The 23,482-nt window shown below is 71.0% G+C and carries 19 protein-coding genes; 4 read left to right on the forward strand and 15 right to left on the reverse strand.

Features of this window, described 5'->3' with window-relative positions:
• Positions 1–17: 17 nt before the first annotated feature.
• From ABZ855_RS07930 to ABZ855_RS07970, 9 genes are all read right to left on the reverse strand, one after another.
• The gene (locus tag ABZ855_RS07930; protein ID WP_360802703.1) at positions 18–3,038 is read right to left on the reverse strand and encodes an SdrD B-like domain-containing protein; all 3,021 of its coding nucleotides are present in this window, start codon (positions 3,036–3,038) and stop codon (positions 18–20) included.
• A 117-nt stretch (positions 3,039–3,155) separates the two neighbouring features.
• Positions 3,156–4,106: a sugar phosphate isomerase/epimerase gene (locus tag ABZ855_RS07935; protein WP_360802706.1), complete on the reverse strand. Its 951-nt coding sequence runs from the start codon at positions 4,104–4,106 to the stop codon at positions 3,156–3,158.
• Positions 4,103–4,711: a nucleoside deaminase gene (locus ABZ855_RS07940; protein WP_360802709.1), complete on the reverse strand. Its 609-nt coding sequence runs from the start codon at positions 4,709–4,711 to the stop codon at positions 4,103–4,105. Before ABZ855_RS07940 ends, ABZ855_RS07935 begins: the two co-directional genes overlap by 4 nt.
• A gap of 34 nt (positions 4,712–4,745) precedes the next feature.
• A complete protein-coding gene (locus ABZ855_RS07945; protein WP_360802712.1) occupies positions 4,746–6,275 on the reverse strand; it encodes a GMC oxidoreductase in 1,530 nt (509 codons plus the stop codon).
• A 44-nt stretch (positions 6,276–6,319) separates the two neighbouring features.
• Positions 6,320–7,486 (reverse strand): ROK family protein, encoded by a 1,167-nt coding sequence (locus ABZ855_RS07950; protein ID WP_360802715.1) that lies wholly within the window; start codon positions 7,484–7,486, stop codon positions 6,320–6,322.
• Positions 7,480–8,907: a carboxylesterase family protein gene (locus tag ABZ855_RS07955; RefSeq protein WP_360802718.1), complete on the reverse strand. Its 1,428-nt coding sequence runs from the start codon at positions 8,905–8,907 to the stop codon at positions 7,480–7,482. The genes ABZ855_RS07950 and ABZ855_RS07955 overlap by 7 nt, the downstream gene beginning before the upstream one ends.
• Positions 8,908–8,912: 5 nt before the next feature.
• The gene (locus ABZ855_RS07960; RefSeq protein ID WP_360802721.1) at positions 8,913–9,794 is read right to left on the reverse strand and encodes a carbohydrate ABC transporter permease; all 882 of its coding nucleotides are present in this window, start codon (positions 9,792–9,794) and stop codon (positions 8,913–8,915) included.
• Entirely contained in the window at positions 9,791–10,693 is a 903-nt protein-coding gene (locus tag ABZ855_RS07965; RefSeq protein WP_360803413.1) for a sugar ABC transporter permease, read from the reverse strand. Before ABZ855_RS07965 ends, ABZ855_RS07960 begins: the two co-directional genes overlap by 4 nt.
• A gap of 49 nt (positions 10,694–10,742) precedes the next feature.
• A complete protein-coding gene (locus ABZ855_RS07970) occupies positions 10,743–12,044 on the reverse strand; it encodes an extracellular solute-binding protein (protein WP_360802724.1) in 1,302 nt (433 codons plus the stop codon).
• 215 nt (positions 12,045–12,259) lie between these two features.
• Here ABZ855_RS07970 and ABZ855_RS07975 point away from each other — a divergent pair, with 215 nt between their 5' ends.
• Positions 12,260–13,477: a cytochrome P450 gene (locus ABZ855_RS07975; RefSeq protein WP_360802727.1), complete on the forward strand. Its 1,218-nt coding sequence runs from the start codon at positions 12,260–12,262 to the stop codon at positions 13,475–13,477.
• Between the two features lie 200 nt (positions 13,478–13,677).
• Here the strand turns inward: ABZ855_RS07975 and ABZ855_RS07980 are convergent, their stop codons facing one another.
• A complete protein-coding gene (locus ABZ855_RS07980; protein WP_360802730.1) occupies positions 13,678–14,406 on the reverse strand; it encodes a GAF and ANTAR domain-containing protein in 729 nt (242 codons plus the stop codon).
• A 282-nt stretch (positions 14,407–14,688) separates the two neighbouring features.
• On the opposite strand from ABZ855_RS07980, the gene ABZ855_RS07985 reads away from it, so the two are divergent.
• The 3 genes from ABZ855_RS07985 to ABZ855_RS07995 are packed head-to-tail and all read left to right on the forward strand — an operon-like array spanning position 14,689 to position 17,511.
• Positions 14,689–15,081 (forward strand): zinc ribbon domain-containing protein, encoded by a 393-nt coding sequence (locus ABZ855_RS07985; RefSeq protein WP_360802733.1) that lies wholly within the window; start codon positions 14,689–14,691, stop codon positions 15,079–15,081.
• Positions 15,078–16,286: a CoA transferase gene (locus tag ABZ855_RS07990; RefSeq protein ID WP_360802736.1), complete on the forward strand. Its 1,209-nt coding sequence runs from the start codon at positions 15,078–15,080 to the stop codon at positions 16,284–16,286. The genes ABZ855_RS07985 and ABZ855_RS07990 overlap by 4 nt, the downstream gene beginning before the upstream one ends.
• Before the next feature lie 49 nt (positions 16,287–16,335).
• Positions 16,336–17,511, forward strand: a complete 1,176-nt coding sequence (locus ABZ855_RS07995) for an acyl-CoA dehydrogenase family protein (protein WP_360802739.1) — start codon at positions 16,336–16,338, stop codon at positions 17,509–17,511.
• Positions 17,512–17,624: 113 nt separating this feature from the next.
• Here the strand turns inward: ABZ855_RS07995 and ABZ855_RS08000 are convergent, their stop codons facing one another.
• From ABZ855_RS08000 to eno, 5 genes are all read right to left on the reverse strand, one after another.
• Positions 17,625–18,533, reverse strand: a complete 909-nt coding sequence (locus ABZ855_RS08000; RefSeq protein ID WP_360802742.1) for a LysR substrate-binding domain-containing protein — start codon at positions 18,531–18,533, stop codon at positions 17,625–17,627.
• 109 nt (positions 18,534–18,642) lie between these two features.
• A complete protein-coding gene (locus ABZ855_RS08005) occupies positions 18,643–19,749 on the reverse strand; it encodes an alcohol dehydrogenase catalytic domain-containing protein (RefSeq protein ID WP_360802745.1) in 1,107 nt (368 codons plus the stop codon).
• 59 nt (positions 19,750–19,808) lie between these two features.
• Entirely contained in the window at positions 19,809–20,360 is a 552-nt protein-coding gene (locus ABZ855_RS08010; protein WP_360802748.1) for a carboxymuconolactone decarboxylase family protein, read from the reverse strand.
• Between the two features lie 23 nt (positions 20,361–20,383).
• Positions 20,384–21,388, reverse strand: coding sequence for a VOC family protein (locus ABZ855_RS08015; protein WP_360802751.1), 1,005 nt, complete (start codon positions 21,386–21,388; stop codon positions 20,384–20,386).
• Positions 21,389–21,474: 86 nt separating this feature from the next.
• Positions 21,475–22,785, reverse strand: coding sequence for a phosphopyruvate hydratase (eno, locus tag ABZ855_RS08020; protein ID WP_360802754.1), 1,311 nt, complete (start codon positions 22,783–22,785; stop codon positions 21,475–21,477).
• Positions 22,786–23,482: the final 697 nt, after the last annotated feature.

Here is a 23,482-nt window from a genome sequence, read left to right on the forward strand (position 1 = left end):
CTCTTTCCCCGAGCGGATCAACCGTTTCGTTCGTTGGCGATCCGCACGAGCAGTCCGTCGGTGCCCGTGCCGTTCGCCAGGGTCAGCCCGTACGGGCCGAAGACCGGGTCGGCCGGCAGGACATAGCCCTCGGGGACGTTCTTCTCCACGAGGTAGTACGTGCCGATCCGGTTCTCGTCGAGGGAGCACCTGCCCGTCCCGCCGGTGACGCAGTCGCCGGCCATCCGGTCCTTGCCCGCGCCCTGGCGCTGGAGGCCGGGGTTGCCGTTGCTGTCGATCCACAGCTGGAAGACCGCGCCCCTCAGCGGCTCGCCGGTCTTCCCGTCGGTGTTGACGACCGTCAGTGTCAACTCCCCGACCAGGCCCGCGCTGAGGGTGAGGTCGGTCCGGTCGCCCGGGCCGAGGGTGACCACCGGGGAGCAGCCGCTGGTCGGGTCCACGACCGAGTCGTCACCCGTGGCGCCCGTGTTCTGCCTGGTCCAGAGGTAGCCCCGCGGGCCGCGGAAGCAGACCTTGTAGCGTCCGTCGGGCAGGGCGCTGAACAGGTAGTGCCCGTTCGCGTCCGTCCTGACGGTCCTGAGAACGTCACCCGTGGCGGGGTCGATCAGCTCGGCGGTGACGTCCTTCGCGCCGGGCTCGCCCGGGTCCTGGACGCCGTTGCCGTCGGTGTCGTACCAGACGCGGTCGCCCAGACTGTCGACCGGGCCGACAAGACCCGCCTCGATCCTGTGGTTGACGTCGCCGGGGTCGCCCACGGTCACCGTGGTCCGGCCCGCCGAGTCGACGTTCGAATCGAGGGAACGGTCGCGGCCGGGACCCCGCTGGGTCCACTTCAGCTCCGCCAGGGTCGGTGAGCCGGGGAGTGCCGACGGGTCGACGCCCCGGTAGTCGAAGGCGGCCGCGTACACGGTGTTCGGCGTCAGGCCGTCCTTCGTGCCCAGGTAGTACTCGCCGTTCGCGTCGGTCGTGGCGGTCAGCGCCGGTCCGGTGGGCGGGGTCAGCGTGACGACGACGCCAGGGACGGGCGGTTCGGACGGGTCCTGGACGCCGTTGCCGTTCGAGTCGTACCAGACCCGGTTGCCGATCTGGACGGGCGCCTGGTCGCACACGAGTTCAAGGTCGGCGAGACCGTTGGCCTTGCCGAAGAGGTTCTGGCGCAGGGCGAGGTCGTCGTCGCCGGTCGCCTGGATGAGCAGGTTGCCCTGGGCCGCGCCGTTGTTCGCGGTCCAGCTGCGGACGCCCTGCTGGAAGGCGCCGTACGGGTCGTGGGCCGTGCCGAACAGCTTGCCGCGGTACGGCTGGAGTGCCGTGGCGCCCTCGCCGACCTGGTCGTGGACCGCGTCCCCGAGTGTCGTGGAGTCGTCATGGAGCCGGCCGCCGCCCGGGCTCTTGCCGTCGCCCCGCGGATCGCCGGACAGCGCGCCGCAGGAGCCGTCGTTCTCCAGCGTGTACGTCGTCCCCGTCTTGCAGGCGCGCAGTACGTCACCTGCGGCGACGCCGGTGACCAGCGGTCGCTGCGTGGAGTTGTGGGCGAACGTGGCCGTGCCCGTCATGTCGCCGAAGCGGTCGCGGTAGCCGAGCACCAGGTCGCCGTTGTCGGCGATGTCGATGTCGGACAGCATCGGCTGCGGCGCGGAGACGAAGGAGTGCGACTCGCTGCCCGGCACCCGCTCGTTCCAGGCCTCCCACGCGCCGCTCATCACCTGGCCGACCGTGGACGGCTGGGTGCAGCGGTAGGCGTCGGCCGGCGGACCGGTGAACCGGTAGGCGCACCCGCGCGGGTAGTTCAGCGCGTGGGTGAAGATCTCGCTGAACGTGCCGTTGGCGAACTCGTAGACATGTGCGCTGAGTTGGGTCGGGTCGCCCCAGGGGGCGGACGTGGAGACCGTCGTCTCGGCGCCGCACACCCCGCCCACCAGCACCCGCTTGCCGCGCACCCCGATGCCGTACGGGTGCCACTCGCCGACGCAGGCGCTCGGCCTCGGGATGTCGTACGCCGTCTGCGTGCCGGCTCTGGCCGTCGCGCCGGAGCCGACGATGGCCACGCCGTACAGCTTGGTGTCGCCGATGTGGACCGCGTACAGCGTCCTGCCGTCACCGGACACGTCGACGTCGCCGATGCCCTCGCGGCCGACCCTGCCGTAGACGGCGTCGTCGTGCAGCCAGTTGTCGGTGGTCTCGTGCGGGGTGAGCCGGCCGGGCAGCGTGATGAAGGTGTCCACGGCGGGGTCGGTGCCGAACTGGCGGTAGATCGTGTTGGTGGCGCCCGCCGGTCCGTAGGCGGTGTGCCGCTTGACGAGCGTGCCCATGTACTTGTTGCCGGTGCGGTCGACGCCGATGCCGAACACGGCCTGCTGCCTCGTGTTGTCGGTCAGCCGGGTGACGGCGCTGTCGGGGGTGCTGCCGGTGAAGCTCCCGTTGAAGGACACGAGGCCCTTGTAGGTGTTCGGGGCGTCGCCCTTGGTGAGGTTGCAGCTGACGAGGTCGGGGTTCTCCTGGCAGTAGACGCCGGGCTCCCAGAAACCGGTGGTGTACGTGACGTCCGTACCGCCGGACACGTCGACGAAGCCGACGTTGCCACGGATGACGTCGGCGCCCGTGCCCGGGCCCGCGACGGCGGGGGAGAGGTTGCCGGGGTCCGGGTTGGTGACCTGGACGCGGTACTTGCCGCCGGTGAGTTCGGCGGTGGCGGTGAAGGTGACGGTGCCGTCGGCCCCGGTCGTCAGGTTCCGGACGGTGCCGGCGTCGTCCGTCAGGCTGACCTCGACGCCGGCGAGGCCCGGCTCGAGCGCGCTGTCGTAGGCGCCGTCCGCGTCCACCTCGGTGACGACCCGTACGGTCACCGTGCCGTCGCCCGGAGCCGCGGCACGCGTGGTCGGGGCGAGCGGGCCGAACCCGGCGACCGCGAGGGCGGGCGAACCGGTCGCGACCAGCGCGAGACTCAGGCCGGTCAGGCCGGCCAGCCGTCTGCGTCGGCCGGGCGGAGCGGCGTGCACGCGCCGGTGCGAGGCGGCGGTGCCTGGTTCTGCTCTGAACACTGATTCCTCGTCTCGTGGAGCGAACACCCCCATCTCGCTATGTATAGGAACCGTGCAGAAGATCGAATCGGCCCGTTCGGAGGAATCAGACGATTTTCGGACAGAAGTGACGGGTCGTCACGCCCGAGCCCGCCGTGCGACGGCCACCCCCGCCCGCAGTGCCGCCACCGGATCCGGCGCCTCGTCCAGTTCGATGAGGACCGTGCCGGCGCCGGGCGTGCGGGACATCGCGTCGGCCCAGCCGCGCCAGTCCACGATGCCCGTGCCCAGCTCGGTCATATAGGGCTGCTGCTGGGCGAAGACCGTGTCGTCGATGGTGAGTTCGACGTCGATCGGCCCGACCGCGTCCTTCCAGTGGGCCAGCGCGATCCGCTGGGCATGGCGGCGCGCGACGGCCACCGGGTCCCCGCCGCCGAGCGCGATGTGGCAGGAGTCCGGACACAGCCACACATAACGCGGGTCGGTCAGCGCCATGAACAGATCGATGTCCCGCTCGTACCAGAGCGTGCTGTTGGACTCCGTGTGGAGGGCGAGCCGCACCCCCAGCCGGGCGACCGCGTCCCCGACCGCGTGGGCGATGTCGGCCATCCGGGACATGTAGGCGGCGTCGACGAAGAAGGGCGGCCGCGTCCCGTACGTCGTCCGCATGGGCAGCCCGGTCACCAGCAGGTCCGCCCCGACGTCGGCCAGGAAGGCCGCGCGCCGCTCGGCGTCGGCGACGATCGCGGGCAGGTTGTCGCCCTGTCGCCAGTCGGGGGCGTCGCTCCCGGCGACGAAGGCGCTCACGACGCTCACGCCCCGAGCCTCCAGCGCCCGCCGGAACGCGGGCGCGCTGCCGAAGGCGCGCAGGGCCGACTCGATGTCGCCGGGCGCGAAGGTCAGCTCGACACCGATGACGCCGGCCTCGGCCAGCGCGTCCAGCGTCCGGCTCCAGAAGCCGCCGGCGTCGTTGAGCGCCAACTTCCTTACGTCCTGGGCGGATTGGAGTCCCCAGAACGCCGGGTGGTAGAAGGTGACGACATCGGTGGCGAAGCGCGGCTCGACGGTCTCACCGGTGGGCGCCTTCACTCGGCGCCCCCGCGCGCGTTGTAGACGACGACATCGTCCGCGTCGACCGCGTCCCGGTAGTTCCGGAACACGGCGAGCGCCTCCTCCCGCAGCACGTCGTGTACGACCTTGATGCCCCGGGTCTCGAACTGCTCGGCCCAGTCCGCGCCGAGCGGTCCCTCGTCGAAGGTGGTGATCTCCTCCAGCTCCGGCCCCTCGCCCGCGACCACGAGTCCACGTACCCCGGACCACATGGTCGCGCCGTAACACTGCACGCACGGCCGCCAGTTGACGACCAGCTCGTGCGCAGGCAGTCCGTCGCCGCCCAGGTCCCAGCCGCCGACGGCCGTCTGGGCGAGCCCGAGGGCGACGACCTCGGCGTGCGCGCTGGAGACCCCGGAGGCGAGGACCACGTTCACCCCGACCGAGACGATCCGGCCGGTGTCCTGCTCGGCGACGAGCGCCGCGAACGGACCGCCGTTGCCCTCACGCCAGTTGCGGTCCGCCAGCCGGTGCACAAGACGCATCCGGTCCTCGCGGTCGGGGACGACGGGCGGCACCTGCGCCAACTCGTCGTCGATCCAGGCCGGGAGGGCCACCCGGTATTCCTTCGCGATGTCGATCACGATCCAACTCCCTTGCACCATATGGATGTTCAAATCAACGCGCGGTGAGCGCGAGACGGTGTCCGGCGACGGCACGGGCCGCGCGAACGGCCGTCACCGCGCCCGTCAGCGTGACGTTGGCGGCCATCGTCGTGGGGATCACGCCGTTCCCGGCGAGGTACAGGTTGTCGAAGCCCCACACCCTGCCGTCCGGGCCGCACACACTCGTTCCGTCGTCGGCCGCACCGCAGCGGACGGTGCCCGTCAGATGCAGCGACGAGCCGGGCGGCAGCAGCGCCGACTCGGTCTCCGGATCGAACGGGCCGAACTCCTCCGCCACCGCACGGAGTTCGTCCAGCGCGCGCCCGATGAGTGCCCGGTCGGTGTCGGAGTAGTCGAACTCGACGCCGATCCGGGGCAGTCCGGCGAGGTCGGTGTCCGACTCGGAGAACACGAGCCGGTTCTCGGGGCGCGATGACACGGGGACGTACAGCGCGAGGCCCACGGAATGAGCGAGGGGCCGGCCGGCTTCGTCGACGTACGTCCTGTTCATGATCTGACCGTGGAACGGCTGCGCCGCCCCGTTCCGCGGCAGCCACAGGGAGTCCGTGCAGAACTCGCCGACCCGGGCGAGCGGCAGGGCGGCGAGGGGGATACCGAACCGTTCGAGGTCCAGCAGTACGCGGCCGGTGACGAAGGCGTGCTCGTTGAGGTACCGGCCCAGCGCGTGGGGCCGGATGCCCGACGCGAACAGCAACTGCGGGGTGCGCAGGGCGTCGGCGCACACCACCACCGTGCCCGCGCGGAGTTCGGACTCGGCGCCGTCGGCCACTCGGCGCAGCCGGGCGCCGGTCACCCGGCCGTCGGAGGACACGATGAGCGAGGTCACGAGGGTGCCGGTCACCAGGGTGAACGCGGGGTCGCCGCCCGCCGCGATCGCGGGGAAGATCGTCCCCGGCGCCGTGCGCGGCAGCGGGCCCGAGTCTCTCGCGGTGACCGCCATGGGCATGGGCTGCGGTTGCCGGTCCCGGGGCCCGGTACCGGCGTAGCGCCGGCGCAGTACGTCGAGGATAAGTTCGCCGACCTCGGTGGGGCCGATCGGGGCGGGGGTGACGGCGAGTGTCCGGCGCGCGGTGTCCAGGTCGGCCGCCCAGCCGGCCGGGTCGCCGAAGTCGAACACCTCGTCCCCGGCGGGCCAGGGCGTCGCGGCGGTCCAGTGCACACCCATACCGCCCGCGTTCCAGGCGAGCGCCGTCGCGGGCATCGCCTCGGCGTCCTCGCCGAAGGCCAGCGCGTGGAACATGCCGGGCGTCAGGGAGCCGAGGCCGTCCGCGACCTCGCGCACCACCTCGGCGCCCGTGTACATGCCCTGGATGCCGGTGGTGACCCTGTCGTTGTAGCGCTCCCACAGAACGGGGTCGTCGACATCGTGCAGATGCACCCCGGGCGCCGTACCGATGGCCTCACCGCCGTCGACCATCGTGATGCGCAGCGCCGGATCGGAGTCCCGCAGCAGCCGCGTCACGACGGCTCCCATGATGCCGCTGCCGACGACGAGGACATCGGTGTGGGGGGTGTCGGTCACAGTGAAACTCCATGTCTTGTACCGCTGTTGGTGCTGAGAGAGGGTTACAGGCTGGGTATGAGGGGGCCGAACAACTCGGTGTCCATGCGGTCGATGGCCAGCTTGACGGCGCCGACCAGAGGGGCGTCGCGGCCCAGGAGTGTGGTACGCACTTCGACGGCCGGGGTGCGGGCACGGCGCAGCGCCGCGTGCACCCGGGGCAGCAGCAGGTCGGCCGCGTCCTCCAGACCGCCGCCCAGCACGATGAGGGAGGGCGCGATGGTCCACGACAGGGTGGTGAGGATCGACGCGATGTGCTCCACCAGTTCGTCGATCTCGGCGAGCGCCGTGCTGTCACCCTCGCGGGCCGCCTCGACCCGGCCGAGGGCGACCGCGCGCCGGGCTGCCTCGGGTGAGGTGAGCCATGCCACGGGACGGTTCTCGACCGAGTGGACCGGTATCGAGTCCGCCTCGACGATCTCGCCCGCGGCGCCGTCGAGACCCCGGTGCACCTCACCCCGGATGAGGATGCCGAGCCCGGTCCGGTTCCCGAGCACCGCCCATACGACGTTGTCGTGGTCGCCCGCCGCGCCCCGCCGACGCTCCGCGAGCGCACCGAGGTTGGAGTCGTTGTCCGCGAACCACGGCACCCGGACGCGCCGGGTGAGCTCGTCGGGCAGCCGTACGCCCTCCCACCGGGTCGTGTGCACCAGGCGCCGTACGATCCCGTCGTCGTCGACCGCGCCGCCGCTCGCGACCGCACCGGCCCGCAGCCGGTCCGCCGACCCGCCCGCGTCGTCGAGCGCCTCGAGCACCAGCGCCGCCAGGTCGTCCAGCGTGGCCGACGGATCCTGGTAGGCGCGCAGCTGCCGGTGCGCGCGTCCGAGGACACGGCCCCGGACGTCGGCGACGGCCGCGGACGCGTCCGAGGTGGTGAAGTGCACGGCCGCCAACAGGGCGTGTTCGGCCCGCAGTTCGTAGCGTCGCGCGGGACGCCCCGCACAGCCGCTGGTCGGCACACGCGCCAACTCCGTGACCCAGCCCGCGTCGACGAGCGAGTCCAGGACGATCTCGATGGTGCGGCGCGAGAGACCGGCCCGCTCGGCGAGCGCGGTCAGCGTCATCGGCCCGGACGACACCGCCAACGCCCGCAGAATCACTGAGGTGTTGACGCGTCGGACGGCACTCTGGTTCATCCCGTTGAGTCGGTTCACGCCGGACGTCGTCAGCATGCCTCCACCACCCCGGACGCCGTCCGCACGGAGGGCTGAGGCCTTACGACGGGGTCGAACACGCCGGTGGTGTCGGCGACGAGGGCCGCGCCGGGCCGCCCGTACTCGCGCGCCGGATCACCCAAGCCGCCGCTCGCCCGCGCCCAGTCCGGCTCCCTGCCGTGGACGAAGCCGACCAGGTCGGCGTGCATCGCGGCGGCCAACTCCGCAGGCGGGTACGGCCCGAGAGCCTCCGCGCTGCCCGGCGCGTCGAGCAGGTCGAAGAAGAACGGAAGGTCGGCGCAGTGCGCGGCGCCCCCGAGCGAGGGGGACGGCCACTCGAAGGAGTACAGCCAGGTACCGGCTCCGGCACCGCGACGCGAGGCCGCGACCTGTGCACAGGCGGCACGGAACAGCGTGTCCGTCACCCGGGTGCCCGCAGCGCGGGCGGCGGCGAGTTCGGCGGCGCTGTACGGGCTCGGGTCCGGGTTCCCCGGCGCGGCGACGCAGTCGAACTCGTCGCCCGTCGCGCCGAGCAGCAGGGGTACGTCATGTCCGTACCCGGCGAGCGCTTCGACGGGCGGCGCCGGCAGGATGTCGTCGCCGAGGACAGGGCCCAACGGGAGTGTGCCGTCGTCGAGTTCGTCCCGCAGGCCGAGAACTGCCCGCTGGAGCACCTCCACCGGGAGGCCGCCGAACCCGGCCCGCGTCGGCGCCACCCCGACCCGCTCCCCGAGCCGTTCGACGAACCGGCGGGCCGGTTCCCGCTCCCCCACGAAGAGGCCGCCCGACAGACACACCGCCCGCTGGAAGAGGCCGTCCGCGACGGGCGACGAGAGCAGGGCGAGCACCGCCGCGCCCCCGGCCGACTGACCGGCGAGGGTGACCCGGCCCGGATCTCCGCCGAACGCGCCGATGTTCTCCCGCACCCACTCGAGCGCGAGCAGCAGGTCGCGCAGACCGAGATTGGCGGGGGTGTCGTCCAGCGGGGCGAAACCGTCGACGCCCAGCCGGTAGCCGACGGTGACGCAGACGACGCCGTTACGCGCGAAGGAACGGCCGTCGTACCAGGGACTCGCCGGGCTGCCCGCGAGGAAGGCGCCGCCGTGGATCCACACCAGGACCGGGCAGGGCGCCCTGTGACCGGGCTTCGGGGCGGGAGCGACGACGGAGAGGTTCAGGATGTCGTCGCCGGGCACCGAGGGCTCCGGCACCGTGGTCGAGGCGAACAGGGGCACGCGCTGCGAGGTGGCTCCGTGCCGGGACGCGTCGAACGGCGCCGGGAACCGCCCGCGTCGGACCGGCGCCGCGAACCGCCGTACACCGGTGGGTGGTTGGGCGTACGGGATGCCGAGGAAGCGCTGGACTGGGCCGGTGCGACGGCCGACGACCGGGCCGGCGGGGGCGTGGACGGTGACAGGGATGCCGTCGAGGTGGTCCATGAGGGTCACCGCATTCCCGATCCGGAGATGCCCTGCACGAAGTAGCGCTGGAGGAACAGGAAGAGGACCAGGACCGGCAGCATCACCACGATCGCGCCGGCGAGCAGCAGGCCGTAGTCGGTGACATGGGCGGCCGCCTGGCTGGTCGCGGCGAGGCCCACGGGCAGGGTGTAGGTGTCCATGCTCTGAGCGACGATCAGCGGCCAGATGAAGTTGTTCCACGACGACAGGAACGACATGATCGTGATCGTCGCGACCGCCGGTCCGGCCAGCGGCAGGAAGATGCGGAAGAAGATCCGGAACTCGCCCGCGCCGTCGATGCGCGCCGCTTCCAGCAGCTCGTCGGGGACGGACATCGCGTACTGCCGCATGATGAACACCGACAGCGGCAACGCCACCCCGGGCAGGGCGATGCCGGTCAGGGTGTCCGCGAGTCCCAGGTCCACGGTGAGCACGAACTGGGTGACGAACACCGTGCTGAACGGCACCATCATCGCCGCCATGACCGCGCCGAACGCGATCCGCCGGCCCGCGAAGTCGAGCTTGGCGAGCGCGTACCCGGCGGCCGACGCGGCCACGATGTTGCCGGCCACCACGATCCCCGCGACCACGACACTGTTGAGCAGGAACCGCCCGAAACCGGCGGTCCGGAACAGCCGGGTGAAGTTGTCCAGGGTGACGTGGTGCGGGAACCAGGCGCCGGGGTCGGAGCGGATCTCGTCGAGGCCGCGCAGCGAACCGCTCGCCACCCAGACGAACGGCAGCAGGGTGAGCAGCGCGCACAGCACCAGCGCGCCGTACAGCAGCGGCCGGGAGACGGACCGGCGGGGCGCGATGGCCTGGTCGGCGGTGGGGCGGGCGGTCGCCGGGGCGGCGAGGACGGTCATGAGCGGGACCTCAGCAGTCGGAACTGGACGACACTCACCAGGGCCACGAGCAGCAGCATCACGAAGGACGCGGCCGAGGAGACCCCGAACTCGCCCGCGCCGAACTGGCGGTAGGTGTACAGGGCCATGGACTCGGTGGAGCCCAACGGGCCGCCGTTGGTGAGGAGATACGGCTCGTCGAACACCTGGAGGTAGAAGACGGTCAGCAGGACCGAGACCATGAGTGTGCTCGGCAGCAGCAGCGGCAGGGTGATGTGCCTCAACTGCCGCCACCGGCCCGCCCCGTCGAGCGCGGCGGCCTCGTACACGTCCTCCGGAATGGCCTGCAGGCCTGCCAGGAACAGCACCATCGCGGTGCCGAAGTTGCGCCAGACGCCGAGCAGGATGACGACGGGCATCGCCAGGTTCGGATCGTCCAGCCAGTTCGGCCCGGCGAGGCCGACCGCGCCGAGCACCTTGTTGACGGTGCCGTCCGCGTTGAAGGCGTACTGCCAGATCAGGGCGACCGCCACGACGTTGGTGACGACCGGCGCGAAGAAGACCGTACGCAGCACCCCGCGCAGCCGCCGGATACCGGAGTTCAGGGCGAGGGCCAGCGCGAATCCGAGGCCCATGGTCAGCGGCACCCCGACGACCACGAAGAAACCGGTGTTGAGGATGTCCTGCCGGAAGCTCGAGTCCTTGAACAGCCGGAGATAGTTCTCCAGGCCCGTGAAGTCGACCGCGAACGGGTGCCGCAGGTCCGCGCCGCGCAGGTCGGTGAAGCTGAACCCGAGCGCGGCCACGGTGGGGATCGCCGTGTAGAGCAGGAACACGACGGCGAAGGGTGCGAGGAACAGCCAGGCGACCGCCGTCCGGCGGGTGCCCCGGCCGCCGCGCGTCCCCCGGGAGCGGCGCATCCCGCGCGACGCTCCCGGGCCCGTGGTCCTGATCGTGGTCATCGGCGGCTCACTTCGCACCGGTGCCGAGGCTCTCGGCGTACGACTGGACGTTCGCGGCGGCCTTCGCGGCGGTCTCGGTGCCCTTGGCCACGGCCTCCATCTCCTTGCCCAGCCGGGTCGCGACCTGCTGCCAGGTGTTCACCTGGGGGAAGGCCCGGGTGTTCTTCAGCTGGGTGAGGAAGGCGTCGAGGAGCGGCTGGTTCGCGATGGCGGGGTCGTCCCACGCGGAGATGACGGCCGGCAGTGAGCTGTACGCCTTGTACTGCGCGACCTGCGTGCTCGGCTTCGCGAGGTACCGGACGAGCTTCCACGCCGCGTCCGCGTTGCCCGCGCCCGCCAGTACGCCCCAACTGCCCCCGGCGGAGAAGGAGTTGCTGCCCGAGGCGCCGGCGGGCAGGGGTGCGGTGGCGACATGGGCGGCCGTCCACCCCTTCTCCTTCGCGGCGGTGTCGAGCTGGCCGATCACCCAGGGGCCCGTGATCATCATGGCGGTCTTGCCCGACACGAAGTACGGCTGGGCGTCGAGGAACGTGGGCCCGCTGGTGTCGGCGGTGCCCGAGGTGAAGAACGACGCGTTGTACTGGAGCGCGTCGACCATCGCCGGGGTGTCGAGGGTCCACTTCCCGGCGGGGGAGAGCAGCGAACCGCCGGCCTGCCAGGCGTACATCGCGGCGTCCTGGCCGTTGAAGATGTCCCAGCCGATGTCGGCTCCGAGGCCGTGCCCGGCGCCCGCGCCCTGGAGCGCCTTGAGGAACGGCACCGTCTCGTCCCACTTGGCCGGCGCCTTCACGCCTGCTTTCCTGGCGAGGTCGGCGCGGTAGACGAGCGCGTAGGTGTAGGCGTACCAGGGCACCGTGTAGGCGACGTTTTCGGCCACCCCGGCGCTCCAGAGACTCTCGAAGAAGCTCGACTTGTCGACGAGACCCGCCGGGACGGGCCGCAGGATCGACGGGTCGAGGAACTGCGACTGCGACTCGGGGAAGAACTGGGCGAGGTCGGGCCCCTTGCCCGCCGCGATTGCCGACTGCAGCTTGGTGTAGTACTCGCCGTTCGGGATCAGCGTCACCTTCACGGTGACATCGGGGTTCGCGGCCTTGAAGGGCTTGATGACCTTGTCGAGCACGTCGGCATCGCCCTGGGCGGCCCAGAGGGTGACGGTGCCGGTGGCCGGGGAGTCGTCGACGGGTGCGGCGGAGGCTGTCGCGGCGGCGGTCTCGTCGCTGCGTCCGCAGCCCGTGAGGGCGAAAGCGCCCCCGAGAACCAGGCCCGCGGACAGCCTGAGGGCGCCGCGTCGGGAGGGGTGGGACATCCGGGGCTCCTGTGCAGGGATCGTGCCGGGGCTGATGGCGAAAAAGCTACGAGTGAGGTATTTCGGCGGAGTGGCGGAGCCGTCACGAATAATTTCGGAACTTGTAGCGAAATCGATTCGCCCGTGTTTGGCCCTGTTCGCCATCATCCGCGCCCACCCTGCCGCTGCCACGGCGGGAGTCACTGGAGGGCCGGCAGCGCTGAAAGAATGGGCCGATGCGCACCCCTTCATCGCTCCTGTCGGCATTTCGGCCCCAAGTCCAGGAGCGGCTCTACGACTTCTACGAAGAACTGCGAAGCGCCGACGACCTCTTCTGGGACCGCCGCACGGGTGCCTGGATCGCGACCGGGCACGCCGTGGTCAGCAGCGCGGCGGGTGCTCCGGGGCTGTCCTCGGTGCGCTACCCGGACATCGAGGCCGTGCCGGAGGAGCTGCGGCCCCTCGCCCGGGTCCTGAGCCGGCAGATGCTCTACAACGACATCCCCGACCACCCGCGCCTGCGGGCCCTGATCAGCAAGGCGTTCGCTCCCCGCGCGGTGGCGACGCTGCGTGCCCGGGTCGTCGAAGCCGTCGACCGGATCATCACCCGGGTGGCGCCGACCGGCCGGATGGACATCGTCGCCGACCTCGCCCGTCCCCTCCCGCTCACGATCATCTGCGACCTTCTCGACGTACCGGAGGCGGACCGTGCCGCCGTCGCCGCCTGGTCCGAGCCGGTCGCCGAGGCCATCGGCAACTCCCGGCTCGACGCGGACCGCAACCGCGAGGCCTCACAGAGCATGACGGAGATGCTCGCCTACCTCCGCGAGCTCCTCACCCGCCAGGACACCCCGCCCACCCCCGGCACCCTGCGCGCGACGGTGACCGCCCAGGCCGGTGACGCCGACCAGGATCTCGACGAACTCCTCGCCAACTGCGCCCTGTTGCTGATCGCCGGCCATGAGACGACCACCCACTTCATCGGCAACGCCACCCTCGCCCTGCTCCGCCACCCGGCCGCGGCCGACCAACTGCGCGCCCGGCCCGACCTGATGCCCGCGGCCGTCGAGGAACTCCTGCGCTACGACGCCCCGGTGCAGCTGATGCTGCGCCGGGCGCGGCACGATCTGGACCTCGCGGGCCACAAGATCGCCGAGGGGCAGACGGTGCTCCTGGTGGGCGGCGCCGCCAACCGGGATCCGGCCGTCTTCCCCGACCCCCATGTGCTGGACTTCGAGCGGTCCGGCTCCGGCGGCCGGCACATGGCGTTCGGACACGGTCCGCACTTCTGCCTCGGCGCGGCGCTCGCCCGGCTGGAGGGCGCGATCGTGCTGGAGGCGCTCCTCACCCGCCTCCCCGGCCTGCGGCTCGACGAATCCGAGCCCCCGCAGTGGCAGCGCAGCCTCAATTTCCGCGGCCTCACCCGACTGAACGTCGCCTTCACCCCGACCTGAGCCGCACCCGCCCCATGGGAACGCCGAGCCTGAGTCGCACCGGTCCCGACCGCTCCCCGCACTCTCCGGCGAAGAACCTGGTGTGGAAGGGGCGAGAGGGGGGACTTGGTCCGTAGGTGAGGTTCGGCGTTCCCATGGGGCTGAGCCGGCTCAGGCTCCTCTGGTTCAGACGTAGTGCCGGGGGAGCCGCCCGCCTCGGGTCACGTGAGGTCGCCCTGTTCGCAGACCCGCCGGGCGACCTCACGGAGTTTGATGTTGTGCTGCTGTGAGTAGCGGCGCAGCACATCGAACGCCTGTTCCTCGGTCACATGGTGGCGGCCCATGAGGATGCCCATCGCCTCGCCGATGGCATGGCGGGTGGCGACGGCCTGCTCCATCTGGGCATGGGTGCGGGCGCTGGAGAAGGCGACCGCCGCGTGGGAGGCCAGCAGCCAGCCGGCGAGTTCGCTGGCCTCGGTGAACGCGCCCGGCTTGCGCGAGTAGAGGTTCAGCGCGCCGAGGTCCTCGTCGTCGGTGAACAGCAGGAAACCCATCATGCTGCCCACTCCGAGCTCGTGGGCCTGAGGGGCGTAGGCGGGCCAGCGCGAGTGCTCGCCGGTGAGGTCGGCGATACGGAAGACCTGCTCGCCCTCGGAGGTGTGCGCCACGTCGAAGCACGGCCCCTCACGCAGCCGCTCCTGCAGCTGATCACTGTCGGTGACCAGCTGGTCGGTCGGGGCGAGGGTCTCGACCCGCTCGCCGTGCAGCACCAGGATGCCGGCCGCGTCGCAGCCCTCCACCAGTTCGGTGGCCGATGCCGTGATCCGCCGGAGCGTGGTGTCAACCGAATCCTGCGCCAGGAGATCCCGCGCCATCGACGCCATCTGCTGTGCGAACCGTCCCCAGTGCACGTCGTCCTCCGATTCTCGTCCGGTCCGGACAAGCCTCATACCCAGTTTTCCACCGTTGGCTCGGGGGCGGCGCCGGGACGGAGCGGGCGGCGCGGCCGTGCGAGGGGCGGCGCGGGGCGGAGTGTGCGCCCAGGGGAGCGTAACGCCGGGAAACCCGCTCTGACCTCCTCGAATGGAGCGTTTCTCGCGCACAAAGATGCGTCAGTACGTCGTTGACCGCCGCTTGGCGACAGGGCGAGGGTGAGGGAGCCCCATCGGATCCCGACCACTCGATCCCGACCAGTCGTTTCCGGTCGGCGGACTGCTCGCAGGAGGCCCGTGATGCTCCAGACAGATGCCCTTGAACACACAGAGTCGGGGGAGGACGACGCGTCGGCGCTCAGCCGCGAACTCTTCTTCCAGCGCTGCCGCTGGTGCGGCTCCCCGGCCTTCCGCCGCTCTTTCTGCCGTGCCTGCGGGTCCACGGCCTTCACCCGGGAGCGCAGCGAGGGTTCCGGTGTCGTCGTGCGCCGCCACGGCCACGTCCCGCACAACACCTGGTTCGTCGCGATGGACGAGGGCTTCTACGTGCTCTGCCAAGTCACCGGCACGGCACCGGTGGCGGTCGCGGTGGGGGCGCGGGTGACCGTCGTACGGTCCGTCACCCCTCCCGGCCGGGGCATGCCCCTCGTCGAACTCGCCTACCGCGCCGAGAGTTCGGGTCGCTGGTGGTGACACAGGAGAGCGTTCCCGGAGGAGTGCGGCCCGGCGCGCTGGACGGTCTGCGGATCGCCGACTTCTCCCGGGTACTGGCGGGGCCCTACGCCACCATGCTCCTCGCCGACCTCGGCGCCGACGTGGTGAAGGTCGAACGGCCGGGCACCGGCGACGACACCCGGGCCTGGCACCCCCCGGCGGATCACGACGGGACGTCGACGTACTTCCTGAGCGTCAACCGCAACAAGAGGTCCGTCGTACTGGACCTCACCACGGAAACCGGCCTGCGACAGGCCCGCGCGCTGGTCGCCGAGTCCGATGTCCTGGTGGAGAACTTCCGCCCCGGCACGATGGAACGCCTGGGGCTCGGCCCGCGTGAACTCCACGCCCTGCAACCGGAGTTGGTGTACTGCTCGATCAGCGGCTTCGGCAGCGGCGCGGGCGCGGCGATCCCCGGGTACGACCTGCTCGTCCAGGCCGTCGGCGGGCTGATGAGCGTGACCGGCGACGCGTCGGGGGAGCCGGTGAAGGCGGGCGTGGCCCTGGTCGATGTGATCACCGGCCTGCACGCCTCGCTCGGGATCCTCGCGGCCCTCCGGCACCGGGACGCCACCGGGGAGGGACAGCACGTGGAGGTGAACCTGCTCGGTTCACTGCTCTCGGCCATGGTCAACCAGGCCTCCGCGTACGCCGTCGCCGGTGTGGTCCCGGGCCGGATGGGAAACGCGCACCCGAGCATCGCCCCGTACGAGACCTTCCCGGCCGCCGATCGGCCGATCGCGATCGCGGTGGGCAACGACCGGCAGTTCGCGGCGCTCGCCGAGGCCCTCGGGGCCCCCGCCCTCGCCACCGACGACCGCTTCCGCACCAACAGCGACCGGGTCGCCCACCGCGCCGACCTGCGGGACATCCTGACCGAACGGCTGGGCGCCGCCGGCGCCGACCACTGGGCGGAGGTCCTGCTGGCCGCGGGGGTGCCCGCAGGACCGGTCAACAGCCTCGACGAGGCGTTCGGTTTCGCACACAAGCTCGGTTTCCCCGGCATCGTCGACATGCCCGCCACACCCTCCGACGCAGCCGGAGCCGAGGGCAGGCCCTCCCGTCAGGTCGCGAGCCCGATCACGCTGAGCGCCACCCCCGCGCAGTACCGGCTGCCGCCACCACGCCTGGGCGGGCACACCGCGGAGATCCTCGACCGCGTCCGCGACGACCACCACACCTGAGCACCACACCCGCGACCACCGCAACGACCAGAACCACCAGGAGCCCACGATGAATCGCAAGCCCATGAAGGACCCTCTCGATCTGCTCGACTTCTCCTCCACCCTCACCGACGAGGAACGCGAGATCCAGGCCACCGTCGCCAAGTTCCTCGCCGACCGGGTCCGCCCGCACATCGGCGAGTGGTTCGAGAACGCCCACTTCGCCCGTGAACTCGCCCCGGAACTCGGTAAGTTGGGGGTGCTCGGCATGCACCTCGAAGGGTACGGCTGTGCTGGCACCAACGCCGTCAGCTACGGGCTGGCCTGTCTGGAACTGGAGGCGGCGGACTCCGGCTTCCGCAGCTTCGTCTCCGTGCAGGGCTCGCTGTCGATGTTCTCCATCTGGAAGTGGGGCTCGGAGGAGCAGAAGCAGGAGTGGCTGCCCCGGCTCGCGGCCGGTGAGGCCATCGGCTGCTTCGGCCTGACCGAGCCCGACTTCGGCAGCAACCCCGCCGGGATGCGCACCAGGGCTGTCCGTGACGGCGCCGACTGGGTTCTCAATGGCTCCAAAATGTGGATCACCAACGGTGGCATCGCCGACGTGGCCACCGTCTGGGCACAGACCGAGGAAGGCGTCCGCGGCTTCCTCGTCCCGCGCGGCACGCCCGGATTCACCACCCGCGACATCAAGCAGAAGATGTCGCTGCGCGCCTCGATCACCTCGGAGCTCTCCTTCGACGACGTACGGCTGCCCGACGCGGCGCGGCTCCCCCTCGCCGAGGGCCTGCGCGGCCCGCTGTCCTGCCTGAACGAAGCCCGCTTCGGCATCCTGTTCGGGGCGGTCGGCGCGGCCCGCGACTCGATCCAGTCGGCCATCGAGTACGCCGACTCCCGCATCCAGTTCGACAAGCCGATCAGCGCCTTCCAGCTCACCCAGAAGAAGCTCGCCGACATGAGCGTGTCCCTGGGCAACGCCGCCCTGCTCGCCGTCCACCTGGGCCGGCTCAAAGACCGGCACCGCATCAGGCCCGAGCAGATCAGCGTCGGCAAGCTCAACAACGTCCGGGAGGCGATCGCCATCGCCCGGGAGTGCCGCACCGTCCTCGGCGCGAACGGCATCTCCCTGGAGTACTCACCGCTGCGCCACGCCAACAATCTGGAGTCCGTCCTCACGTACGAGGGCACCAGCGAGATGCACACCCTGGTCGTCGGCCAGGCCCTCACCGGCCAGGCGGCGTTCCGCTGATCACCGCGGCGACCTGAAGCCCTACCGTGTCCGCGTTGCCCGACCGGCGACGCGGACACGGTCGTACGGATGCGGACACGGTCGTACGTCGGTCCTGTCGCCGGGACGGCACCTCAGCCGTGGGCGGTCGTCGCCGCGGCGGCCTCCCGCAGCCGGCGGATCACACAGCGCACCGCCGGTGAGGTCTCGCCCGCGCGGTACGCGCCCACCAGCCGGGTGGTCAGCGCCACGTCGGCCAGCGGACGGTAGGCGACACCCGGTATCCGTACGCGGCGCAGTGAGTCCGGCACCAGGGCCACGCCGAGACCGCCGCCCACCAGGGTGAGAGCGGCGATGAAGTCCCGCACGGGAGGCGCGCACTGGGGGCTGAAGCCGCCCTGCCGCGCCACCTCCAGGATCTGGTCGCGGCAGCCGTACTCCTCGTCGAAGTGCGGGGCCACGAACCGCTCGTGACGCAGTTCCGCCGCCGGCACCGTCTCGTACGCCGCCAGCGGGGCGCCGTCGGGCAGCGCCAGGACGACCCCCTCGGTGAGCAGACAGGTGGCCGTGACGCCGGCCGGGTATTCCGGCCGCCACCGCAGGAAACCGACGTCGATGTCCCCGCAGGACAGGGCCTCCAGCTGGGCCGGGGTCTCCAACTCGCGTACCTGGACGGTGAGATGGGTGTCCAGGGCCGAGCACCGGGTGAGGACGTCGGTCAGCACACCGGAGAAGGCCGCGGAGGCCACGTACGCGATCTCGGCGTGCCCCAGTTCACCGCGCCCGGCACGCCGGCCCACCGCCTCCGCCCGGGCGACCTGGGCGAGGGTCAGCCGTGCCTCCTCGAGGAACAGCCGTCCGGCGTTGGTGAGCGCCGGGCGGGTGCGCCGCCCGCGGTCGATCAGACGGACCCCCAGATGCGATTCCAGCGCCCTGACCTGCGCGCTGAGTGCCGAAGGGGCCAGATGCAGCCGGTCCGCCGCGCGCGCGAAGTGCAGTTCCTCCGCGACGGTGACGAACGTTGCCAACCAGCGCAGTTCCACCGGCTCCTCCGTCCTGGAACTAGCACGACACCCCGCGGCGCCGTCAGGGCAGGACAGGTACGCCGCGGGGTGAGTAGTGGGGTGTGCAGGGGGTGCGTAGGGGGTGGGGTCAGGGAATGACCACGTAGTTGCTGAATCCGCCGTCGCGGTCCGTGAGCCCGGAGATCGCTTCGTTGACCCTGGCGAGCGGGAACGGCTTGGCCTGCAGATAGGACAGGTCCAGGGTGCCCGTGGCCACCATGTCGGCGAGTTCCTGCCCCTGCGCGGTGCTGAACCAGTTGGAGCCGATCAGCTGGACCTGCTCGTCCATGAGCCACTTCACGTCCACAGGCAGCCGGTCCGCCACGCCACCGACGTTGACCACCCTGCCGCCCCGCCGGACGCCCTGCATCGAGTCGAGCATCGTCTCCACCGGCGCCTTGGCACCCAGGGCGCTGATCACATAGTCCGCACCCTCGCCGCCGGTGCGGGACTTCGCCCACTCACCGGTGGAGCCCTCGCCCAGCCGGAAGACCTCGACGCGATCCGGAGCGAGTTCCTTGACGCGCTTGAGGAGTTCCTCGTTGCGGCCGGTGCCGAGGATCCGGGAGGCGCCGGAGGCCAGCGCGAGCACGGTCGAGGCGACACCGAGGGTGCCGGTGATCCCGTCGATGAGCGCGACCTGGCCGGGGCCCGCGGCGGCGTTCTTGAGGGCGCCGTAGGACGTGCCGATGTAGCCCAGCTTGCCGGCCTGCTCGAACGTCATGTTGTCCGGGAGGTTGACGATCGAGTACTGCGGGGCGGTCATGAACTCCGCGAAGCCGCCGTACGGGTACAGGTCGAAGATCCGCTGGCCGTCCCGGGAGGTGCTGAAGTAGCCGTTCAGGGTGAAGTAGCGGCAGCGGCTCAGTTCGCCGCCCCGGCACACCTGACAACTGCCGCAGGAACGCAGGGGGTTGACATACACCCGGTCGCCCGGCTTGGTGTGCAGTACCGCCTCGCCGACCTGCTCGACCACACCCGCGGCGTCGAGGCCGAAGATGGCGGGGAACTTCGGCAACGGCTGGTGCGGGAACCAGGTCGGCCAGTTGTTGATCACATTGGCCATGTTCGGCACGATCCCGCACGCCTTGACCCGCACCAGCACATCGGTCGGCCGTGGGGTGGGCACGTCGATCGTGTCCACGGACATCGGCTCACCGAGTGCGTGCAGTCGTGCAGCGAGCATTTTCGCCATCGAAATACTCCTTGGAACTGCTCCGCCCCAGCGGCCGGGACGGAGGTTTTGAGAATTCCCTATGAATTCGGGAAAGGATGCGGGTAATTGTCTTCGAGGTCGATGCCGAGCAGCCCCATGATGCGGACGCCGGAGTTGTACCAGGCGATGGACAACGACAGTTCGACCATCTGTTTGTCCGTCAGATGAGCGGCGGCGGCACGCCAGGTCTCCTTCGAGACGTCCACCGCGAGAGTGGACTCCCTGGCGAGACGCATCACCGCCTTCTCCGTCCCGTCGAACAGATCGGACGACTCGAACTCGGCGACCGCCGCGAGCTGTTCCTCGCTGAGCCCGGCCTTGAGGCCGTGCGACTGGTGGTGCGCGACCTCGTACGCCGACCGGGTCGCGTGTCCCACGGTCAGGATCGCCAGCTCCCGCAGCCTGGGGCTGAGATCGGCGGCGCGCAGCGAGTTGGCGTAGGTCAGGAAGGCGTCCAGCTGGGCCGGCGCGTTGGTCAGGGCGAGGAAGATATTGGCCGTCGGCACCTTGCGCTCGGCTTCCAGCCGGTCGTACAGGGCCTTGTGCGACTCGTCCGCGTCTTCGCGGCGCAGATAGGGGACTCGTGCCATTTTGACTCCCGGGAGTACGTGGGTCAGCGGGCGGACTGTTCGAGCAGGAACCGTTCCAGCGACATCGGCTTCGGCGGCTCGGCCGGCGGGATCTGCGGCACGTCGACGAAGGGCGACGCCTCGAAGTACCACTTCTCCAGGGCCGGGAGACCCCAGCGGGCGTTGGTGCTCAGCGAGGCGGCGTCCCAGCGCACGGGCTCGATCTCGGTGTCGATCGTCTGGTAGTGGCTGTTGAAGACCTCCACCCGGTGCCCGTCGGGATCGCGGAGGTAGGCGAAGAGCATCCCGCCCGGACCGTGCCGTCCGGGACCCCGCTCCACACCGTCGCCGTAGCCCTGGATGCCCGCCCAGTCGCAGGCGGTGAAGATGTCGTGGCTCTCGGAGACGGTGTAGGCGAAGTGATGCAGGGCGGGGCCGGTGTTCTCGACGATCGCCAGGTCCAGGCAGGTGCCCTTGCGGTACATGAACGCGCCCAGGAGCTTGTCGCCGTGCTCCAGGTACTCCGAGTTGCGAAAGCCCAGCTCGCCGTAGAAGGCGCACAGCTCGTACGTGTCGGGCGCGAAGGTCTGGAAGTGGTCCAGGCGCTGCGCGTGGGCACCCTTGTGCCGCTCGAAGTCGATGTGCAGCCGCGGCCGGGTCTCCATGTGCGCGCACAGCTCGAGCGGTGTGCCGATGGGGTCGCTGACGTGCAGGGTACGGCCCTGGTACGGGACGTCGACCCACTCGGCGGGCAGCCCCCACGCACGGAACCAGTCGTACGCGAGGTCCAGATCCTCGTCGAAGAACACCCGGAAGCCGATCCGCGCGCACCTGCCCGCGCCCTCCTCGTCCAGCTCCAGGACGAGGCTGTGGTGGCAGGCCTCGGCGAGGCCCCGGAGATAACAGGTGCGCTCGTCCTCGTCACTGACGACCAGACCCAGCACGTTCACATAGAAGTTCCGGCTCTCCGCCAGATCCGCGACCGTGAGACGCACATGACTGGAGCGGGTGATGTTGAAACTCGGGCGCAGATTGACGGGTGGCAGCATGCGGGTCTCCGGGCTCGGATCGGCTCAGGAATTCGATGACTTTAGTACGGAACAGTTCGCGAATATATGGATGGTTCGCGGCCGTTTTACGGCTCGGTCGTCGAGGGTCCCGCCCCGGCGAATGTGAAGGCCGACCAGCCGCTGAATTTCGCGGAATCCCCGAGGGACTCCTCGATACGCAGGACCTCGTTCCATTTGGCCATGCGCTCGGAGCGGGTGAACGAGCCCACCTTCAGCTGGCCGGCGTCCCAGCCGACGCTCAGATGGGCGATGGTGATGTCCTCGGTCTCGCCGGAACGCGCCGAGACGATCGTGCCGAAGCCGGCTTCCTTGCCGGCCCGCAGCGCCTGGAACGCCTCCGTGACCGTGCCGGCCTGGTTCGGCTTGACGAGGACGGCGTTCGCCGCGCCGCCGACCGCCGCCGCTTCGACCCGCTTGGCGTTCGTGACCAGGTAGTCGTCGCCGATCACCTGGCAGCGGTCGCCGTAGCGCCGGGTGAACTCCAGCATCCCGTCGTGGTCGTCCTCGCCGACCGGGTCCTCGACGGACAGGATCGGATACTGCTCGATCCAGCCGCCCAGCATGTCGATCAGCGCGGCGGTGTCCAGCGTGCGGTCGTCCAGGGCCAGCGTGTAGCGGCCGCCGCCGCCGAACTGCGAGGCGGCGACGTCCAGCGAGATACCGACCTGCGTCGACAGGGCGAACCCCGCGCTCTCGATCGCCAGGGTCAGCGTCTCCAGCGCCTCCTCGTTGGAGTCGAACGCCGGCCAGAAGCCGCCCTCGTCGGCCACGCCCTGGGCCTTGCCCGCCGTACGCATCAGGCTTCCGGCGGCCCGGTAGATCTCCGCGGTCCAGTCCAGGGCCTCGGAGAAGCTGCGTGCCGCCGGGCACATCACCATGAAGTCCTGGACGTCGACCCGGCGGTCCGCGTGGGCGCCGCCGCCGAAGATCTGGATCTCGGGGAGGGGGATACGGACCGGCCGTCCGCCGGCCAGATGCTGCCACAGGGGTACGCCGGCCGACGCGGCGGCGGCGTGCAGGACCGCCATGGACGTCGCCACGAGCGCGTTGCCGCCGAGGCGGCCGCGGTCGGGGGTGCCGTCGAGGTCCACCAGGAGCCGGTCAATGGTCTCCTGGTCGGCCGCGTCGCGGTTCAGGAGGGCGGGTGCGATCTCGTGGTTCACCGAGCCCACCGCACGCCGGACGTCGAGCCCGCCGAAGCGGTTGCCGCCGTCCCGCAGGTCGAGCGCCTCGCCCTCGCCGGTCGAGGCACCCGCCGGGGCGATGGCCCGACCGGTCGCACCGTCCGCGAGACGGACCTCGACCTCGACGGTCGGCCGACCGCGCGAGTCCCACACCCTGCGGCCGTAGAGCTTGGCGATCCGCGAGTCTGTCATTGCGGGGCGACCTTTCGGAGTCGAGTCATGATTGTTCGGTCTGTGCTATCGATAGCGCAATCGTGCGGAGTGGTGGTGTCTCTGTCAAGGGGCACCAGGCGCCAGGATGTGCCGCTGGTGCAGTCGACCGACCCCTATTGGTTCGGTCGACGCGCTAATGCTATCGTTCGCACAGCTCGGATGCCTCGCAGCAAACTCCGGCGGACCCGCGCGCTTCTGGACGGACAGCACAGGCGGCGCGGGTCCGCCGGGCCGTATCCCCGGCGTAACGGGTGAGCCTGGCTCTGGCGGGCCTGCCTTGGGGGACGGGGGTTCGGGTGGGCCTGTCTCTGGCGTGGCCTGGCATGGGGGACGCGGTTGGGGCGGGCCTGGCTCGCGCGGCCCGGGTCGGGCGGCGCTGGCTCAGGCGGCTCGGTTCGGCCCTGGCTCAGCGGTGTGGCAAGGCCGGTGGCGCCCTCCTGACCCGCGCGACCGGCGGGCCGGGGGAGTCGGCCGGCACCGGCCGCACCCGTGGCGGGCCGGAGGCGTCGTGTCGCCGTGTGCGGCCAGTGCGCCGGAGGAGTCGTGTCGCCGTGTGCGGCCAGTGCGCCGGAGGAGTCAGACAGCCCCAGCCTCAGCCCCAGCCCTTGCGGCCGGTGGCGCCCTCCTGGCCCGCGCGACCGGCGAACCGGGGGAAACGGCCTGCTCCGGCCGCAGC

It is taken from the genome of Streptomyces sp. NPDC047042 (assembly GCF_040644035.1).
Lineage (GTDB): Bacteria > Actinomycetota > Actinomycetes > Streptomycetales > Streptomycetaceae > Streptomyces.

Bases quoted from the DNA above. Each gene is read 5' to 3' on its own strand.
- ABZ855_RS08010 (WP_360802748.1), bottom strand. From the start codon at position 20,360: ATGGCACGAGTCCCCTATCTGCGCCGCGAAGACGCGGACGAGTCGCAC.
- ABZ855_RS08015 (WP_360802751.1), bottom strand. From the start codon at position 21,388: ATGCTGCCACCCGTCAATCTGCGCCCGAGTTTCAACATCACCCGCTCC.
- eno (WP_360802754.1), bottom strand. From the start codon at position 22,785: ATGACAGACTCGCGGATCGCCAAGCTCTACGGCCGCAGGGTGTGGGAC.
- ABZ855_RS07995 (WP_360802739.1), top strand. From the start codon at position 16,336: ATGAATCGCAAGCCCATGAAGGACCCTCTCGATCTGCTCGACTTCTCC.
- ABZ855_RS07960 (WP_360802721.1), bottom strand. From the start codon at position 9,794: ATGACCGTCCTCGCCGCCCCGGCGACCGCCCGCCCCACCGCCGACCAG.
- ABZ855_RS07985 (WP_360802733.1), top strand. From the start codon at position 14,689: ATGCTCCAGACAGATGCCCTTGAACACACAGAGTCGGGGGAGGACGAC.
- ABZ855_RS07980 (WP_360802730.1), bottom strand. From the start codon at position 14,406: ATGAGGCTTGTCCGGACCGGACGAGAATCGGAGGACGACGTGCACTGG.
- ABZ855_RS07965 (WP_360803413.1), bottom strand. From the start codon at position 10,693: ATGCGCCGCTCCCGGGGGACGCGCGGCGGCCGGGGCACCCGCCGGACG.
- ABZ855_RS07970 (WP_360802724.1), bottom strand. From the start codon at position 12,044: ATGTCCCACCCCTCCCGACGCGGCGCCCTCAGGCTGTCCGCGGGCCTG.
- ABZ855_RS08005 (WP_360802745.1), bottom strand. From the start codon at position 19,749: ATGGCGAAAATGCTCGCTGCACGACTGCACGCACTCGGTGAGCCGATG.
- ABZ855_RS07950 (WP_360802715.1), bottom strand. From the start codon at position 7,486: ATGCTGACGACGTCCGGCGTGAACCGACTCAACGGGATGAACCAGAGT.
- ABZ855_RS07955 (WP_360802718.1), bottom strand. From the start codon at position 8,907: ATGGACCACCTCGACGGCATCCCTGTCACCGTCCACGCCCCCGCCGGC.
- ABZ855_RS07975 (WP_360802727.1), top strand. From the start codon at position 12,260: ATGCGCACCCCTTCATCGCTCCTGTCGGCATTTCGGCCCCAAGTCCAG.